The sequence below is a fragment of the Nostoc sp. PA-18-2419 genome, from assembly GCF_005869855.1.
Taxonomy (GTDB): Bacteria; Cyanobacteriota; Cyanobacteriia; order Cyanobacteriales; family Nostocaceae; genus Nostoc.
Window position 1 is genome coordinate 20,065 of record NZ_SZNH01000002.1, and the last position, 17,448, is coordinate 37,512.

The window sequence follows — 17,448 nt, forward strand, 5'->3', positions numbered from 1 at the left end:
AAGCACCGAGATTTTAGATTTTACAATCCTAAATCTACGGCAATGAGGTGGGCGCAGGCAAACCCAGAAAAAGCTACTGCATTCAATCCTTGACCGGGAAAGGTACTATCTCCAACGCAATAAAGTCCTCGAATAGCAGTGCGATTAAACGGCATCTTCAATAACCCCTGTAATTTGCGTCGGGGAATTGGCCCGTATGTGCCATCTTCACGACTCAAAAAGCGGCGATGAGTGCGGGGTGTTCCTACCTCCAAATAATCCAATCCTGCATCTAAGCCGGGAAAAATTTTCTCTAGACGGTCAATAATTCGCCAAGCTGCCTCTTCTTTCTTGACTTCGTATTCACTCGAAGAAAGTTTTTGCCAATCATCAATCCAGTGAGGTGTGAAGGCATGAATGATATGATATCCATTTGGTGCTAAATCTGGGTCAAGCAATGTAGGAATCGAAACAAAAACTGTTCCTTCCGCCGCTGTCATTTTTTCCCAGTCCTCCAGCAAAATGTGGTGGCACTCTGTCTTTGCAKGTAAAACTGATTGTTTTACTCCCATGTGTAAACTCAAGAAGCTAGGTGATTTTTGATAATTTTGTTGCCACTTTTTCTCATTATTGGGGATTTGTTCTACTGGTAGTAATTGCTCAAATGTATCCCAGCGTGTAGCATTAGAGACTATGCGTTTACCGTGGTATACTTTACCATTAGCCAGCTGCACACCCACTGCTCGTCCCCGTTGTGTAAGAATTTTCGTGACCTTGGCTTGGTACTGAATCTTACCTCCAGCCTTCTCTAAACCTTCAACTAGTTTTTGGGCAATTTGTCCTACTCCACCTTTGGGATAGTTCACTCCCCCGTAATGCCTATCAGAAAAGACCATCCCAGCATTAATCATTGGCGTCATGTCTGCTGGAACCACTGACCAGCAATAACATTCCATATCAATAAATTTCAATAATTGGGGGTCTTTGATGTAGCGTCGCGCGAGATCCCCAGCATTTTGGGGCAGATACTTAACTAAACCGAGACAGGCCAGAGGATGCTGAAAAAATACCCGCAGTAGATATCTGGGTTCTTCTAGCGACAGTAAATCTATGCTGTTAAGACAGTTAAATACTTTTTGGCATTCGTCATAAAAGCGACGAATTCCTTGTTCCTCGTGGCGAAAATGAGCAGTAAGATTTTGCAAAAATTTTTCATAAACCCGGTCAACTTTCAAGTCTAAACCTTGAGGTAGATGATAGTGAATTTGCACTGGGTCTGCGATCGCCTCTTGGCTGACATTCACAGCTGACAATGCACGGGTGAGCAAGTTGGTAGTGCCGTTTTGTCCCAGCCCAAAAATCATTGATGCCCCAACATCAAAGCGATAACCTTGGCGCTCAAAATAACCAGCGCTACCACCTGGGATCAAATAACGTTCCAGTACCAACACTTTCGCTCCCTTGGCTGCTAACTGAGTCGCTGTTACTAAACCCCCAATTCCAGATCCAATCACGATCGCGTCAATTGTCATTGGTCATTTGTCCTTTGTCATTGGTCATTCCCTGCCCTTGGAGCCTCTTCTCCAAATCCCCTATCACAAAAAAGAGGGACAAGCCTGCTGCCGCTGGCTAATCCCGTCTGCCGATCCTTAAAGAGAGGAGAACACTGTATAACAATATAGCCTTGATCGAGAATTAATGTCAACAGCTAATGAAAATATTTATCAATAAAATTTAGAGGTCAATTTTAGCTGTTATCTAAGAGAGGATAAGGAGATGAGGTAGTATGGGGAGATTATAAAAAAGCAACAACCCTTCCCACACTCCCAGTCCCTAGTCCTCAGCCTCCTTCTAGTCAGCCGTATGCAGGAAAGAGTATTATGGTGTTTCAGTTCTTGTACAAAGAGGCGCTGACTTCTAGCTATGACGCTACAATTGCGGGTTTATGTACCACCTCATCCCCTGATACAACACTGGCTGGCAGTCGCCCGTGATGCAGGCACACCTTCGGTGTTATTCCGCAGTGCCATGACTGAGCTGGGAAGATGGTTGACTTATGAAGCTGCGCGTGACTGGTTGCCCACCCAAGAAACAGCAGTGCAAACTCCTTTAGATACTTGTCCTGCAACTGTAATCGATCCACAGATACCAGTGGCAGTAGTACCGATTCTCCGGGCTGGGCTAGGATTGCTTGAGGGAGCGCAGAATTTATTACCTTTGGCATCGATTTATCATTTGGGATTGGCACGAGATGAAGAGACATTGCAACCTCATTGTTATCTAAACAAGTTACCAGAAAAGTTTGACCCTCAAACCCGAGTGTTAATTACCGATCCGATGCTGGCAACAGGAGGGTCAATTATGACGGCAATGGCAGAATTAATACAACGGGGTGTAGATCCAACCCTAACGCGGATTGTTTGTGTGGTGGCAGCTCCACCAGCTTTGCAAAAGCTGAGTACTACTTATCCAGGTTTAATAGTTTACACAGCTACTATTGATGAAAAACTTAACAGTAAGGGGTACATTGTACCAGGATTGGGAGATGCAGGCGATCGCATCTTTGGGACTTTAAGTTAGTATGCAGCTAGGAAAGAAAAATGGCATAACTACTGTAAGAGTTGCAAGGTTGTTGAAGGCGGTAAATATATGAGTCAGCGAGATGGTTTTGCCAGTGGTTTTTTAGCAGGGGCATTTGTTGGGAGCGTATTCGGTGGTGTAATCGGGGCGCTAATTGTTTCTCGACGCGATCCCGAATTGCTAGCAGAGGATGAGATAGAACAAACAGATAGCCAAGCCGAAGCTAAGAGAATAGCAGCAAAGCGGCGTCAGATGAAAGCCTCAGAAACTGAGAGCGTTAGCATAGACACAGCTCGGCGATCGCTAGAAGATAAAATTGCCCAGCTAAATGCCACAATTGATGAAGTGCGAAAGCAACTGGGGAATGTGAATGGCACTTCACCCCAGACAGTAGGCGATCGCTCTTTCACCAAAGATTCTTAAAGTTTCTTTAGGCATGGTAAAAGTTGCCAAGTGTGGTAAATGCTTATGCAAACACCATGACATAGACTAAATTAAAATCAATAGATAAGACCGCGTTTAACACTTAGTAGGAAACCAAGTTATCTATGGAATTGCTGATTACCACTCTTGCTACTTTTACCCAAATTTATACTTTTCTGTTGCTGATTCGGGTTCTTTTGACCTGGTTCCCGACGATCAACTGGTACGATCAACCATTTGCCGCCTTAAGTCAAATAACTGACCCTTATCTGAATGTATTTCGCTCATTTATTCCCCCGTTGGGCGGCATAGATTTTTCACCCATGTTAGCTATTATACTGCTGCAAGTTCTTGGTGGGTTTATAAGTAATCTAGCTTACGTTGTATAAGACATAGTTTGCAGTTTACTTTGCCTTCAGTTAAAAAATTTTAGGTCTGGGTTAACTAGCCCTGACCTATACAACTTAAAATTTATTATTTACGCACTGGAGCACTAAATCCAGCTGCCTTGAACTGCTTCAGCTTCAATGGAGTTGGTTGATTTGCTGGCACAGAAATTCTCAATTCAAAATCGCTAACACCTGGTGATACCTCAGCAATCGAACCAAGACGGGTGCGGTTTTGCATTACTGAGTCATTATTGGCATCATAGATGCGTCCAAAAATATCTGCATCGTAGACTGTTTTATTACTACCATTTTCTGCCTTGCCAGTGACGAGAAAGCAATTGGCAGCGGCGCTACCACTACTGATAACAGCTCCTTTTGCCAGTTCTGGTGGACAATCCTTATAGGAAATATCAAATAATTTAATCTGTGTCAGTGCGAGAGCTGGGGGAGTAAGCACCCACGAGAAAAAAGCGATCAAAAAACAAGTAAAAATGACAGTGAGTGAGCGCAACTGCATAAAAGGCCCCGTAATTTAATTCAATAATTATGTGACTTATAACCTCAGCTTACAACGGAATTACGGTTGGATGCTGAGTTTGACTCATAGCGATTTCCCTGAGGTGATAAGTAAGTTAACACTAAAAAATATCATTTAATTTAACATTTGTAATAATTAGGTAAATAAACCCTCAATTACTTTAAATTTTATGACACCAGATGAGATTGAAACAGCTATGCAAGCAGCCTTTAATAGTTGTGATGCGATAGGCTGTCCTCTCACTGACGTGCAGAAACAGATATTATTGCAAGTCATTGAGCAAATTCATGAAAATTCTAACTCCGGGGCTTCAGATATTGCTAATCCTTTAGACGAACTTACCCCAGAGGAGTTAGAAGTGTTTTTAGAGTTTGTTAAGGCTGAGGAACAACGTAACCGCACTTGGAAAGTGCAATTACTCAATGATTGGCTGTTGGAAAATGACTCTGGAACAGTACAATTTATCCGCCAGCGTTACGGTTTACAGTGGCTAAACCGTGTTGAGTCATACCATTTTGATAAGTATGCTTATTTGGAAGATGCATTAAAGTTGAAAGTAGGCGATCGCATTGAAGTTTCCAATGCATTATGGGAATGGGTGCAAGAAGATGGGCCGTGTAAGCCAGAATGGTTTCCTTCGATTGTAATTCAGGTTAATGAAATTAGCGATCGCGATAATTCTTCTACTAATTGTGTCGTCCGCTTCTTCAACGGCGCTGAGTATGAAATTCAAGGAATTTATGAATGGAATCGTTATAACTGGCGTTGGTTCCAAAAATAGTGCTGAGTTTGGAGTAAATCTCAATTGAGTTTTTGATACTCTAATATTAATTTTATTTACTTCCGGCTTGATAGTGGATCGCCATCTACCTCATCCCCTAATCTCGATTTAAATGTTTGAGAATCAAGGAGCAAATATCTGTCGCCTCAATGATGTTTGTATCGACAAGGTGAGTTTGATGGGTGATGAATAGAGGTCCTTCATTTGCAGAAGTGGTAATATGACCGTGAGAGCCACGGACTAAAGAAGGATCTACAGGAATCACATCCATAAGATAGCGAAAACCGAGTTGTTTTTTAAGTAGCTTAAGAGCGATTTTTCCTTGAGGAAATTTAATTTGAGGATCGAGGAAAAGTTCTACAGGATCGTAACCGGGTTTGCGGTGAATATCTACAGTTCTAGCAAAATCAGGCGCTTTGTCATCCTCGAGCCAATAATAATAAGTAAACCAAGCATCAGGCTGGGCGATCGCTACTAATTCTCCCGATCTGGGATGATCGAGATGGTAGGCTTGTTTACCCTGTTCATCCAATACTTGCGCTACGCCTGGAGTGGCTTCTAAGAGCGATCGCACTTTTGAGATGTAGGCTGCATCGTTGACATATACATGAGCAATTTGGTGATCGGCTACAGCAAAGGCAATACTAGCTCCAAAATCAAGCAATTCTCGCCCCAATTCTTCCCGGACAGCAATTAAATTATTTGCTCTTAATATGCGGTTTAAATCTACTGCTTTGTCAACAGGAGTAATGCCATACTCAGAAAGAATAATTACTTGAATATTTCGTGCTTGATAATATTCAATTAAATCACCACAAACAGCGTCAATTTGCTGTAAATCTGTTTGGATATATTTTTCATCATGACCAAACTTTTGCAAACAGTAATCTAAATGTGGCAAGTAAACTAGCGATAGTGTAGGGCTATAACGTTCCTCAATCCATTTTGCAGAATTGGCAATCCATTGGCTAGAATTAATTGAAGTTTTTGGCCCCCAAAAATCGAACAAAGGAAATTGACCTAAATCAGATTGAATTGGCGATCGCACATTACTAGGCTGGGTATAAATATCAGATAATTTTCTTCCATCTGCGGGATACATTGGGCGCGGTGTAATGGCATAATCCACTGATGAGTACATGTTGTACCACCAGAAAAGGTTGGCACAAGTGAAATTTGGATCAATTGATTTAGCTATGTCCCAAACTTTCGGAGCCTGTACTAATTTATTAGATTGTCGCCAAAATTTTACTTCACATTCATCTCGAAAATACCAACCATTAGCAACAATCCCATGTTCATCAGGAAATTTTCCTGTTAAATAAGTAGCTTGAACAGAACAAGTTACAGCAGGTAATACTGTTTTGACTGGAACCACTTGTCCTTTAGCAGCCCAAGCTGACAAAAACGGCGTGTTTTTTCCTAGTAAGTTAGGCGTTAATCCTACAACATTTAGAATAACCGTTTTTTTCATAAATAAAATTTCCTCTTAATTTGCAGCCAGTTGTGTAAGAATTCAGCAGCTTAATTATCAAAGTCTTCTTGATTCTTGCCAAGTTCTTTTAATACCCAGTTATATTCCCGCTCAATAGAAGTCAGCAAATCTATTTTCATATCTGATGGCAATACATCCCAAGTGTAGGTCTCAATTTCTAGATGCGAACAAGCATGATTTGTTTGCAGTAGATGTAAAACAGTAGCGATATCATCTTGGGTAGACTGCAAAATTTGATAATCATGAATAAAAATTGGCACATGGAAATGAGTCCGCCATTCTTGAGCTAGAGATTGTTCTAAGTGTGGTAATGCAGTGATTAAATCAGAATAGTGATATAGTGTATCATCGCTGCGACGTTCGATTACTTGGTGAAGATAAGTAGATTCTGCAAAAGGACGTAAGCGTTCAACTATCAGACTACGTTTCTCAACTTCAGCGGGAATTTTTACTTGAATTGCAGCACTGATTTGAATCTTGCCGATTTTAATTCCTGCGGATTGCAAACGCGTAAATACAGAATTTGGCTGCTCGTATTCAACTGAAAAATGACAGGTATCATAACATATCCGAATATGTTCTAGCAATTTAGTTTCAGCTAAACTTTGTTCTATATTCAATTTTTCTGATAAATAATTCCCACTAATCGGCAGTAACCAATTTTGGAAAAAATCAATGATTTCTGAGGTATTTTCAATTAATCCATCCGGCTCAGGTTCTAAATCAATATGGAGTAGTTTTCCTGTTTTTTCCTTGATGCGAATCATTTCTGCAACAAGTGATGCCAGATTCAAACAACTATTCTTCAAAACTATCTCAAAATTTGCTTGGTCTTCCCACCAAGGTTTATAAGATAATGGCAGTGTAGAAATTCCGCCATCAAGTCCAGTTGGTAAGAGAGTTGCTAAAATTTGTGTAAGATTTAATGTATAATTCAATCGTTCTTGTTGAGACCAATCTGGTGCATAAACATGGTCTTTTACCACCTGGTGATGAAATCCCCCGTAAGGAAATCCATTCAAAGTAAAAACATATAAATCTTCTTGAGTTAACCACTCTTGAAATTGAGCTAAGTTATTTTTTTCTAACAGTTCTTTAGCGGCTGCATCTGCTAACCTCAAACCAATACCAAAAGGTTCTGTAGGTGATAAACGCGATTTGAGTTCAGGAATATATTTTTGTAAATTGGCAAACACCTCTACCCAAGTTTCACCAGGATGAATATTGCTGCAATAAGTTAAGTGAAAGTTGTTTTTTTTAATTTTCATTCTCTAGTTTATCCTTTATTTTTTATTTCCATGCGCCCAAACGCAGAGAGCTTTTAAATTTTTGAGTTTTTCTAATTCCAAAATTTTGTAAAAAACTCAAACTTTCTCTCTGCGCCTCTGTCTTGGAAAGTTTTGATTGGAGGAAACCTCCGCTTAGACTTTCCGCTGTGTCTGTGTGTGATATTTTCTGTATTCAGCTAAATTTTAAGTGACAGCAAATATTTGTGCTAACTTCATAGAAATTGGCAGTAAAATTAGGACTGCTAAACCGTAATACAAACCAGCAAAACCAGATGCAACAGTTGCGTCTAAAACAATTAAGGATAACACACCTATTTTTACAGCATTGCGGATATTTTCTGGTAATGGTTCGCGCGCAGCTTTCACAAAATTAGGTAGGACTCGGATAGCCAAGAAAGCTGCAAATGGCAATGCGGCGATCGCTGTATACTCTGGTAATAATCCTAATGCTAAAACTGCTGCCAAAACCATTGCAATCAAGACTAGTGCTAGTATTCCTGTAATCTTCTTTCCTCCATGAACTTCACCCTGACTAATTGCAGTAATTGCTGCAATATAAATAACAGGAATTAGCACTAAATACCAACGTTCTCCTATTATTTCTGGTACAACACTCACACCTAATAATAAGTTACTTCCCCGGCACAAACCCATATTAAGCGGCCCAAAAAAAGGATGATGTTTGGCAAGGGAATTATACAGCAGTGCTGAAAGAGTAATAAATATCGCGATCGCTCCACTCAACCAAGATACTTGAAAAGCTGCTCCAATACCAATAGCAAACAATACGCTGCCTAATAAAGTAGCATTTTGAAGGGACACACGACCACTAGGAATTGCTCTATTTGGTCGCTCTTTTGCATCTAATTGGGCATCAAAAATATCATTGAAAACGATACCGCCGCCATATAAACCAGTTGTAGCTAATAACAACCAAGCTAATGGAATTAAATTCGCAAAATTTGCTTCCTCATTGATTAATTTAGCAAAAATCATTCCCGAGCCAGAAGCAGCAAAGCCAACTAGAATATCTGCCCAAGCAGTAACAATATTAGCCGGACGCATCAATTCTAAATAACCCCGCCAACTTTGAAATTTCAGGTTTGCAACATTCACTTCTCTGACTCCTTGGGTAGTAATACTATTCTGGATTTGAGAATTTCGATTGTGAAAATATTTATCCAATACGTCTATAGCTTTCTATTCAATCAACACTGAAACAGAATTAATACCTGGTTTTTGTCCTCGCAATACAGAGTTACCACTAAATAGCTGACGCTGATCGATAGATTGGGGATTGAGCCAGTCTGATGCTTGCATCTGTCCAGTTTGACTGTAAGCAGCTAAAGCATTTTCGTAACAAACAGCTCGTACATCTTTTTCAGAAATGCCTCTTTCTAACATCAACTGAGCCGTTTTTGGAACTGCTAATGGATCGCTAATTCCCCAATCAGCACTACTATCGACAATAATGCGATCGCGTCCATATTTGCGGACAACTTCCACCATCCTGGCGTTACCCATTTTTGTCTGAGGATAAATTGTAAAAGCCGCCCAAAAACCCCGTTTTAGTACTTCCTCTACAGTTTCTTCGTTATTATGATCGATAACTACTTGTGAAGGATCTAAACCATATTCAATACACCGTTCCATACTCCGAATAGCACCCGCTTTCTTATTCCGGTGAGGAGTATGAATTAGTACTAACATATCGAGTTCTTTGGCTAATGCTAACTGTTGACAAAAGTATTTATCTTCTGCTTCTGTCATGTCATCGTAGCCAATTTCACCAATTGCAACAACTCCTTCTTTACAAGCATAAAGCGGTAGCAATTCAATAACTTCTGCTGCTAATGCCTCGTTATTAGCTTCTTTGGGATTTAAGCCAATTGTGCAGTAATGTTGGATGCCAAACTGACTAGCACGAAACCGTTCCCAGCCCACAAGACTGCTGAAATAATCTTTGAATGTGCCGGCGTTAGTTCGGGGTTGTCCTAACCAAAAAGCTGGCTCAATAACGGCGACGATGCCATATTCCCGCATTACTAAGTAATCGTAAGTAGTACGGGAACACATGTGAATGTGAGGATCGATAAACATCATAGTGTGGTTTGGGGATTGGGACTGAGGATTGGCAGCTGGGGACTGGGGACTGGAAAATAGTATTTTTTATCCTATTTTTTAGTCCTCAGATTCTTTCAACGATCGCGGCTAAAACTGCTCCAAGTCAAGTTACCGTGTTCTATGGATGACTGTAAATCTGGATAATGCGAAAGTAATGCTTGCGCTTCAGGTAAAGATGATTCAGCACATGCTAATGCTGCTGCTTGTTGTTCGGCTATATCCCCATTAGCTAGGACTTTTTCTAAATCTGCGATGATTGCGCTATCAGCAAATTTACCTACAGCTCGCCAAAGTTCTGGGGTAACTAAGCGTTTAGCTGCCCATCGTTCATGGGCATAATTTGTCAACATTTTTGCTAATTCTGGGTTGGTGCGACGATCTAAACCCCAAATTAGATCCAACGGACTACCAACAAACACAGCTTTCAATACCATCTGATTCCAAGCAGCATTATCTAAATAATCGGCTGGATAAGGATTGTAAAGCGCTATGGCTTGGAATACATTGCTCATATTGCTACGAATTCCCTCAGCAGCGCGGTGGCGATGTAATTCTGGATGTGGCAATAGGGGCAAACTCTGATAAAGTGCAACTAACTCGCCCATATCAGCACTAGAGAAGACTTTATCAAGCGATCGCACATAACCCTGGGCATCATCCTGGGGCAAAGCTAAAACCAAGAGTGTGCGAGCTGCTTGATCTACACTCCAAATACTCGGATTCCAACCAGGAATTGCCTCCTGTGCTGCCTCCATATCTTGGGATGTTAGCTGCAAATTCTGTTTGCCCAGATAACGCGGTACCGCACTAAAAGCTGTGAAAAACACTCGCTCACCAGCACCGCTAGCAATCTGTGTCTGCTTCTGTTCTAACCAACTAATAGCTACCTGTGAAACAGACTCTACTAACCACTGATGTAGTAACTTATCTACTTTAATCATGATAAATTCAGGATAAGTTGCCCAACTTTTTTGTAACAACTATGTATAATATTTAGCATTTAATTTGATACTTTGTTATTTAATCAGTACTTATAGTATATACTTAGCTAATAACTTCATTGAATCTATAAAATATACTCTCTATAAATAAGATACTATAAAGATATGATTTTGGGGTGATAAAATTGCAAGTAAGGTTACTTAAAAAAATTAGAATTTTATGTAATCACTATCTGCACTACCAAACTTAGATATAATGTCTAGGCATGAATAAATTTGCAATAAATGTTACTTTTGACTTGCTTCCACAATGGATGAAGGCAGTGTAAAGCAATCATTGATATTTATACTGCTTCTTTTATGGCAGAGCCACTGAGATTGCGATTAAATAATAGACTTTTTGCATAAATCAAAAAAGAACCTTAAAGAGCCTTTTACTTACGTTAAAGTCTTTCTTAAGAGCCTGCTCTTAGGGGCTGATGGCAGGGTATTTAGGACTTTTGCAACACGTCTAATGCATACGTAAATCAACAAACCTCTTTGCTATAGATTTTGAAAGCTGTCAAACAACAATCTTATAGTATGAGCTTTCACAAAAGAGACGATAAAGGCTAATTTATTAGCTTTAATTATTTGGTAAATTCTTTGAATACTAAAGTGCAAAAATTATTTTGTTGAACTTGCTGCTAATCTTAATTGAAGTAGCACATCTATATACAATTAGTTAAAAATTCATCACATTAAATATGGCTATCAAACAACAGACTGCTGTCAATCTGCAACCTATTAATCAATGTGTTCAAGTAACCTTCAAGTATGATGTTTGTTTTACTAGAGGTTTGTTTGAGTTGGATAATTCCTTACTTGCACAAGTGATTGCTGCAAATGGCGAGACAACTCCAAAACAAGTGTTAGTAGTGGTAGATGGAGGAGTTTTAAATTACCAAAATGGGTTGCTAAAAAAATTATCAGTTTACGCACAGCGTTATGCAAATGTATTCACCTTGAGTGGTGAACCGATGATAGTTCCGGGTGGAGAAGCAGTCAAGAACGATTCTAAATTCATAGAGCAAATTCATCAAGTAATCGATGCAGTTGGATTGTGTCGTCACTCCTACGTATTAGCAATCGGAGGTGGGGCCGTGCTGGATATGGTAGGATACGCAGCAGCAACAGCTCACCGAGGAATTCGACTGCTACGGGTACCGACGACAGTACTAGGACAAAATGATTCTGGTGTCGGGGTGAAAAATGGAATAAATGCCTTTGGCAAGAAAAATTTTCTTGGTACATTCATGCCACCTTATGCTGTATTGAATGACTTTGATTTTATTACCAGCCTTGACGATCGCGATTGGCGATCGGGGATTGCAGAAGCCGTAAAAGTGGCGCTGATTAAAGATGCAAATTTCTTCAATWTTATTACAACTTATGCCGATAGATTAGCTAATCGAGATATGGAGATTATGGAAAAGCTGATCTATCGCTGCTCCCAGTTGCACTTAGAGCATATTGCTGGTAGCGGCGATCCTTTTGAAATGGGTTCATCGCGTCCTTTAGATTTTGGACATTGGGCTGCTCACAAGCTGGAACATTTAACCAATTATAGTTTACGTCATGGGGAAGCTGTGGCGATCGGTATTGCTTTAGACACAACTTATTCATATTTAATAGGGCAACTTTTACAATCAGAGTGGCAAAGGGTTCTAAGCACACTTAAGAAATTAGGCTTTACTTTGTATGTACCAGCACTCACAGAGCAATTAGATCGCCCAGACCATCCAGATTGTATATTTAGGGGTCTTACCGAGTTCCGCGAACATTTAGGAGGAAAATTAACAATCACCCTTTTAGAAGGAATCGGACAGGGAATAGAAGTTAATCAAGTGGATTTATCATTCTATAAAGATGCTATTTCCTTGCTACAAGATTGGGAACTTTTGCATTAACTAGATATTGATATAGCACTCATATTTTGTTGACTGTTAACAGTTGACAGTCAACAGTCATCACTGATATTTTTCACTTTCTCCTATAAGGATTGTTATAAAGTCGATAGAAATGACAAGTTTAACTTTTGAAATTTATTAAGTTTAGTTATCAAACTCTGCTAAATTCTAATGTTACTTCTTAACTAAAAAATATGCTGTAGCATAATCAGGTAATTGGCTGATATATTGGCTAAATTGTTTTTGATTTTGAAAAATACCTGCTAAAAAATCGAGTTGATAAAGATTGGGTAGAAATGCTCCGCCTGTATCAGCCATAACTCCCATTTGTAGATGTTTACGACCACCTTTAGTCTGCTCAATGATAATTACTTTGCCTAAACCAACATTCAGAACATCTCCGGCAAAAGTAACTCCTGGTTTGATAGAAATTTTTGCATCTATTTTATATCCATAGCCTTTAATGGCATCAACTTCTCTAAAATACCAATAACGCTTTTGTGCTGTTGGTTTTAATCCGCGAATATAAGACATGCCATTATTTCTATCTACATTAAAAAATGCTTTATAACCATTTGTGAAATTAATCAAAATTGTTCCCTGCATCAAGGCTTCTTCTAAGCCAGTTCTAGTTAGATAAGCAAGACTTTTAACTTTGCCAAATTCTCTCCCACCTGGTTCGTAAATACCAGATAAGACATCCTGTTTTGTGTATTTAGTATAAAATTTATCGTTATTGGAGTTATCTTTTAAGCTATAAATTGCTGTATTGTAAGTAGAGGTTTTCTTGCGAGAACCAGTGTGAGTAAAAACAGCATATTTAGTAATTCTTAATTGTTTTTGTTGTTTGTTTTTGGGGTTGTAGGCAGTCCATTTAATAACTCGAAAATTTGCATTGATAAACTTAGGGTCTTGTAATCGAGTAGTTCGGCGGTTAGTGATATCCTCATTTAATACAGTAACCATGAAGTCCAAAGTTTTGAGAACATCTTCTACAGTAACTCCTTGAGTAGCAAGCACTCCTGTTCGGAGAATATCGGGGTCTTGTGAAGCATAGTCTTGAAAATATTTTCTAGTATTAACAAGAACAGTTAATAAATCTGTTTGATTGAAGTTAACCTTATTAGCTGGCAGTTTCACTGGAGTAAAAACCTGGCTGCCATTAACACTATATTTATATTTTTTGAATTCATCAACAACTGGATAAGATGTAGATGCAGCTAATAAATCCTGTTGAGATGAGTGAGCATTTGGTTTGTCTATTTTTTGCTCAGTAATAACAGACTTTTCCCACCTAGAGATGAGTGGATGAGCAGCTTGATTTGATGTCAAAGAAACATATGATTGAAGTGAAGCAGAATTCTTTTGTTGAGTTAACCCTTGTTCTTGTGGGGTTAGCTGTTTAGTTTTTGGATGAGTATATAGATAGCTACTAGCTAAACTGACAACTAATAAACCAGCACAACCTAGTGCGAGCCTAAATTTTTGGTTAAATAATACCATTTTGGGTTTGGAATTTTAAATTTTGAATTATCCAAGAGTTAGTAAATCAGCTTTTTAGCAATTTATCTATCGCAATTATTTTTTTAATTGGTATAAAATATTCATTAACCAGAAAATAAATTCTGTTTTTCTGCTACTATCTTCAACGTTGAATTTTGAATCTTCTAAATTTCTACCACTTCACGTACTAACTGCGCTAACTTTTCGGCACTATCGGGAACTGCGATCGCCTTTGCTTTTTCTCCCATCTTGGCCAACTCTTGGGGTGAGTGCAACAAATTCAACACATTACTTTGCAATTGTTGTGCTGTTAACTGTGATTGCTTGAGGGTTAATGCGGCACCAGCTTTGCTAAATACTTCTGCATTGTAGGATTGATGGTCTTCTGCGGCAAAGGGATAGGGAATCAAAATTGCTGGAGTTCCACATACTGCCAATTCTGTCAAGCTACCCGCACCAGAACGACTAATGGCTAATGTTGCTCGTTGCAACAATGCTGCCATATTGTTGTAAAAAGGTAAGGCGATGTATTGTGGATGTTTGAGAGTATCTGCTTGCGGATCGCGATCGCCAGTTAAATGTACTACATAAGCACCAGCATCAAACCAAGCATTTGCTGCTTCGCGTACCAACTGATTGATTGCAACTGCACCTTGGCTACCACCAAAGACGACAATCAAAGGAACACCATCAGGAATCGCTAAATCCAGCGGTGCGTTCATTCCATTAGCCAAAAATTGCGCTCTTACAGGAGTGCCAACGCAGACATTTTTAGCTCTGGGTAAATACTTAGCAGCCACTTCAAATCCCAAAGCTACCACACTACACCAAGGGCCAAAAAAGCGAGTAACTTTACCAGGCAAAGCATTTGATTCGTGGAAAATCACTGGTAAACCAAGGGAACGCGCTGCAAGAACGGCAGGACCAGCAATATAACCCCCTGTAGTTAATACTCCTTCAAAATCTCCCTGTTTGAGAATTCGCCGCACTTGCAAAACCGAACCCAGGAGTTTAGCTAAGATGCGAATTGAAGAAATACCAAACCCTTGCTGAAAACCTTCAACTGCAATAGTATTCAAAGGATACTCTTTAGGGACAAGTTCAGTTTCTAGGCGATTGGGTACTCCCAGCCATTCTATTCGATAATCTGGCAGTTTTTGGGCCAGTGCGATCGCTGGAAACAAATGTCCACCAGTCCCACTGGCAGCTATTAATAATTTGATTGGTGCGTTTGCCATCAAACCTCTACCGTTTAGCGTCTAGCTTAACTAAGATAAAACAATTTGCTTACTTTCTCTAATCAAATCAGTCAATTCTTACCAATGACTAACATTTTACTGAGACGCCAACTTAGATTATCAACCAGCATCGGGCTGATTTCATTCCTGCTGACGGTCGGTTTGACAAGTGCTTGGCAACCCACTCAAGCCAGTACACCACAGCAATTAGTCCAAGCCACTACAGCCCAAAATGCACCAACCGAATTGAAAAACCTGTTAACACAAGTTGATGCTGCTGCAAGCAAAGGCGATGTCAAAGGCGTGTTACAATTTTACAGTCCTAATTTCACTCATGGCGATGGGTTAGATCGCCAAACTCTGGAAAAATCGCTGGTTTCACTCTGGCAAAGATATCCGAAATTGCAATATACTACCAAACTGCTATCTGCAAAAGCTGAAGGTAACGCCATCATCGCCGAAACAGAAACCCAGATAATCGGCTCACCCTCCAGTAAAAGTAATAATTTGGGTATGAATGCCACGATTAAATCGCGTCAACGTGTCGTCGATGGAAAAATCCTCCGCCAAGACATTTTGTCCGAACGCACACTACTTACCTCTGGCAGCAACCCGCCCCAAATTGAGGTCAAATTACCACAGCAAGTGAAAGTCGGACAGAAGTATAATTTTGATGCGATCGTTCAAGAACCACTGGATGATGATTTTTTATTAGGAACGGCATTAGAGGAACCCATCCGAGCAGATAAATATCTCAACCCTACGCCCGTAGATTTGCAATTATTAACATCTGGTGGAGTGTTTAAAGTAGGACAAGCACCACTTATCCCTGGTAGCCAATGGGTTTCTGCTGTTATCCTGCGGGGTAATGGGATGACAATGGTAACTCAGCGCTTGGAAGTAGTGAAGAAGTAGTTAGAAGTTAGGAGTTAGTGCGCTACGCTACCGCTAGCGTACTAAAAATCTGGATGGCGCGTTACCTTTAATCCATAGCATTTGCGTGAGTTCAGCTGGAGTTATATTAAAGCCTACCACCACCGACAACTTTTGCGATCGCAGACCGAGCAGGAGCTAGAAAAATCAACAAAGCCGCCGTTGCATAGAGCATAGAAGCGGAAACAAAAAACTTTAAAAGCTGCTTTTTATGTTGTAAAGGCAACAGCTGACATTTACGTTTAGTTTTGCAACTGGACAACTCTCCTTGGCACGACCTCGCACATAATACAAGTAAAATTCGCGTCAGTTCCAAATTATTGGACAATTGACACTGGATTCTTGACTTTTAACCAACAATGACTTCCCTGGAAAATCAAATCATTTTAATTACTGGTGCTAGTAGTGGTATTGGTACTGCTTGTGCCAGAATCTTTGCTGGTGCAGGTGCAAAACTGATCTTAGCGGCACGGCGCTTAGAACGTTTACAACAACTGGCAGATACTCTTACTCAAGATTTTAATACTGAAGTTCATCTGTTAGAGCTAGATGTGTGCGATCGCTCTGCTGTGGAATCTGCCATCTCTACTCTACCCCCCTCTTGGTCAGACGTCGACATTCTGATTAACAATGCGGGTTTGAGTCGCGGTTTAAATAAGTTGCATGAGGGTAGTTTTGCTGACTGGGAAGAAATGATTGATACTAATATTAAAGGTTTACTTTATCTGTCTCGTTATGTCGTTCCCGGAATGGTAAGTCGCGGTCGCGGTCATGTGGTAAATCTAGGTTCCATTGCTGGACATCAAACTTATCCGGGTGGTAATGTCTACTGTGCTACAAAAGCTGCGGTGAGAGCAATTTCTGAAGGTTTAAAACAAGATTTGCTCGGCACTCCTGTACGCGTAACTTCCGTTGACCCTGGGATGGTAGAAACAGAATTTAGTCAAGTACGGTTTCACGGGGATACTGAACGTGCTAATCAAGTTTACCAAGGAGTTACCCCCCTGACAGCAGATGATGTGGCTGATGTGATATTTTTCTGCGTGACGCGATCGCCCCATGTCAATATTAATGAAATTGTGCTAATGCCTGTGGATCAAGCTAGTGCTACCCTAGTTAACCGCCGAACATAAAAATAATCGCCTTGCATAACAGTAGGGTGAATTTAGCCAGACGTCGCATATTTGCAGGATGATTTATCTTGACGCAGAGATATAGCCGTAGTCACATAAGTTAGGACATCAATAGATGATAAAACTTAGGCACAAAAAGGCTTTTCACCCAGT

The 17,448-nt window shown here is 40.0% G+C and carries 17 protein-coding genes; 7 read left to right on the forward strand and 10 right to left on the reverse strand.

Annotation, left to right across the window (positions count from 1 at the left end):
* Nucleotides 1–20 precede the first annotated feature (20 nt).
* Nucleotides 21–1,511, reverse strand: a complete 1,491-nt coding sequence (crtH, locus tag FCR06_RS01985; RefSeq protein WP_138497194.1) for a carotenoid isomerase — start codon at nt 1,509–1,511, stop codon at nt 21–23.
* A 391-nt stretch (nt 1,512–1,902) separates the two neighbouring features.
* On the opposite strand from crtH, the gene upp reads away from it, so the two are divergent.
* From upp to FCR06_RS02000, 3 genes are all read left to right on the forward strand, one after another.
* Complete coding sequence (upp, locus tag FCR06_RS01990; protein WP_138497195.1) at nt 1,903–2,559, forward strand: uracil phosphoribosyltransferase; 657 nt, start codon at nt 1,903–1,905, stop codon at nt 2,557–2,559.
* A 69-nt stretch (nt 2,560–2,628) separates the two neighbouring features.
* The gene (locus FCR06_RS01995) at nt 2,629–2,982 is read left to right on the forward strand and encodes a hypothetical protein (RefSeq protein ID WP_138497196.1); all 354 of its coding nucleotides are present in this window, start codon (nt 2,629–2,631) and stop codon (nt 2,980–2,982) included.
* Nucleotides 2,983–3,107: 125 nt separating this feature from the next.
* Nucleotides 3,108–3,371, forward strand: a complete 264-nt coding sequence (locus FCR06_RS02000) for a YggT family protein (RefSeq protein WP_138497197.1) — start codon at nt 3,108–3,110, stop codon at nt 3,369–3,371.
* Nucleotides 3,372–3,456: 85 nt separating this feature from the next.
* On the opposite strand, the gene FCR06_RS02005 is transcribed toward FCR06_RS02000, so the two are convergent.
* Nucleotides 3,457–3,888 (reverse strand): biotin carboxylase, encoded by a 432-nt coding sequence (locus FCR06_RS02005; RefSeq protein ID WP_138497198.1) that lies wholly within the window; start codon nt 3,886–3,888, stop codon nt 3,457–3,459.
* Between the two features lie 190 nt (nt 3,889–4,078).
* Here FCR06_RS02005 and FCR06_RS02010 point away from each other — a divergent pair, with 190 nt between their 5' ends.
* A complete protein-coding gene (locus tag FCR06_RS02010) occupies nt 4,079–4,690 on the forward strand; it encodes a hypothetical protein (RefSeq protein ID WP_138497199.1) in 612 nt (203 codons plus the stop codon).
* 97 nt (nt 4,691–4,787) lie between these two features.
* Here the strand turns inward: FCR06_RS02010 and FCR06_RS02015 are convergent, their stop codons facing one another.
* The 5 genes from FCR06_RS02015 to FCR06_RS02035 form a co-directional block, all read right to left on the reverse strand.
* Nucleotides 4,788–6,164, reverse strand: coding sequence for an alkaline phosphatase family protein (locus FCR06_RS02015; RefSeq protein ID WP_138497200.1), 1,377 nt, complete (start codon nt 6,162–6,164; stop codon nt 4,788–4,790).
* Between the two features lie 50 nt (nt 6,165–6,214).
* Nucleotides 6,215–7,453 (reverse strand): metabolite traffic protein EboE, encoded by a 1,239-nt coding sequence (gene eboE, locus FCR06_RS02020; protein WP_138497201.1) that lies wholly within the window; start codon nt 7,451–7,453, stop codon nt 6,215–6,217.
* A gap of 204 nt (nt 7,454–7,657) precedes the next feature.
* Complete coding sequence (gene eboC / locus FCR06_RS02025) at nt 7,658–8,590, reverse strand: UbiA-like protein EboC (RefSeq protein ID WP_411267976.1); 933 nt, start codon at nt 8,588–8,590, stop codon at nt 7,658–7,660.
* Nucleotides 8,591–8,674: 84 nt separating this feature from the next.
* On the reverse strand, nt 8,675–9,577 hold the full coding sequence (locus tag FCR06_RS02030; protein WP_138497202.1) for a TatD family hydrolase: 903 nt from the start codon (nt 9,575–9,577) through the stop codon (nt 8,675–8,677).
* Between the two features lie 95 nt (nt 9,578–9,672).
* Nucleotides 9,673–10,539: an EboA family metabolite traffic protein gene (locus tag FCR06_RS02035; RefSeq protein WP_138497203.1), complete on the reverse strand. Its 867-nt coding sequence runs from the start codon at nt 10,537–10,539 to the stop codon at nt 9,673–9,675.
* Between the two features lie 746 nt (nt 10,540–11,285).
* Between FCR06_RS02035 and FCR06_RS02040 the strand changes: the two genes are divergently transcribed.
* Nucleotides 11,286–12,488, forward strand: coding sequence for a 3-dehydroquinate synthase (locus FCR06_RS02040; RefSeq protein ID WP_138497204.1), 1,203 nt, complete (start codon nt 11,286–11,288; stop codon nt 12,486–12,488).
* A 174-nt stretch (nt 12,489–12,662) separates the two neighbouring features.
* On the opposite strand, the gene FCR06_RS02045 is transcribed toward FCR06_RS02040, so the two are convergent.
* Nucleotides 12,663–13,991, reverse strand: a complete 1,329-nt coding sequence (locus tag FCR06_RS02045) for a hypothetical protein (protein WP_138497205.1) — start codon at nt 13,989–13,991, stop codon at nt 12,663–12,665.
* A gap of 164 nt (nt 13,992–14,155) precedes the next feature.
* Nucleotides 14,156–15,229 carry an undecaprenyldiphospho-muramoylpentapeptide beta-N-acetylglucosaminyltransferase gene (gene murG / locus FCR06_RS02050; protein WP_138497206.1) on the reverse strand — a complete coding sequence of 358 codons (1,074 nt, stop codon included), beginning with the start codon at nt 15,227–15,229 and terminating at the stop codon, nt 14,156–14,158.
* 84 nt (nt 15,230–15,313) lie between these two features.
* On the opposite strand from murG, the gene FCR06_RS02055 reads away from it, so the two are divergent.
* A complete protein-coding gene (locus FCR06_RS02055) occupies nt 15,314–16,144 on the forward strand; it encodes a nuclear transport factor 2 family protein (RefSeq protein WP_138497207.1) in 831 nt (276 codons plus the stop codon).
* 106 nt (nt 16,145–16,250) lie between these two features.
* On the opposite strand, the gene FCR06_RS32350 is transcribed toward FCR06_RS02055, so the two are convergent.
* A complete protein-coding gene (locus FCR06_RS32350) occupies nt 16,251–16,388 on the reverse strand; it encodes a hypothetical protein (RefSeq protein ID WP_189523299.1) in 138 nt (45 codons plus the stop codon).
* A gap of 133 nt (nt 16,389–16,521) precedes the next feature.
* Between FCR06_RS32350 and FCR06_RS02060 the strand changes: the two genes are divergently transcribed.
* Nucleotides 16,522–17,295: an SDR family oxidoreductase gene (locus tag FCR06_RS02060; protein ID WP_138497208.1), complete on the forward strand. Its 774-nt coding sequence runs from the start codon at nt 16,522–16,524 to the stop codon at nt 17,293–17,295.
* Nucleotides 17,296–17,448 lie beyond the last annotated feature (153 nt).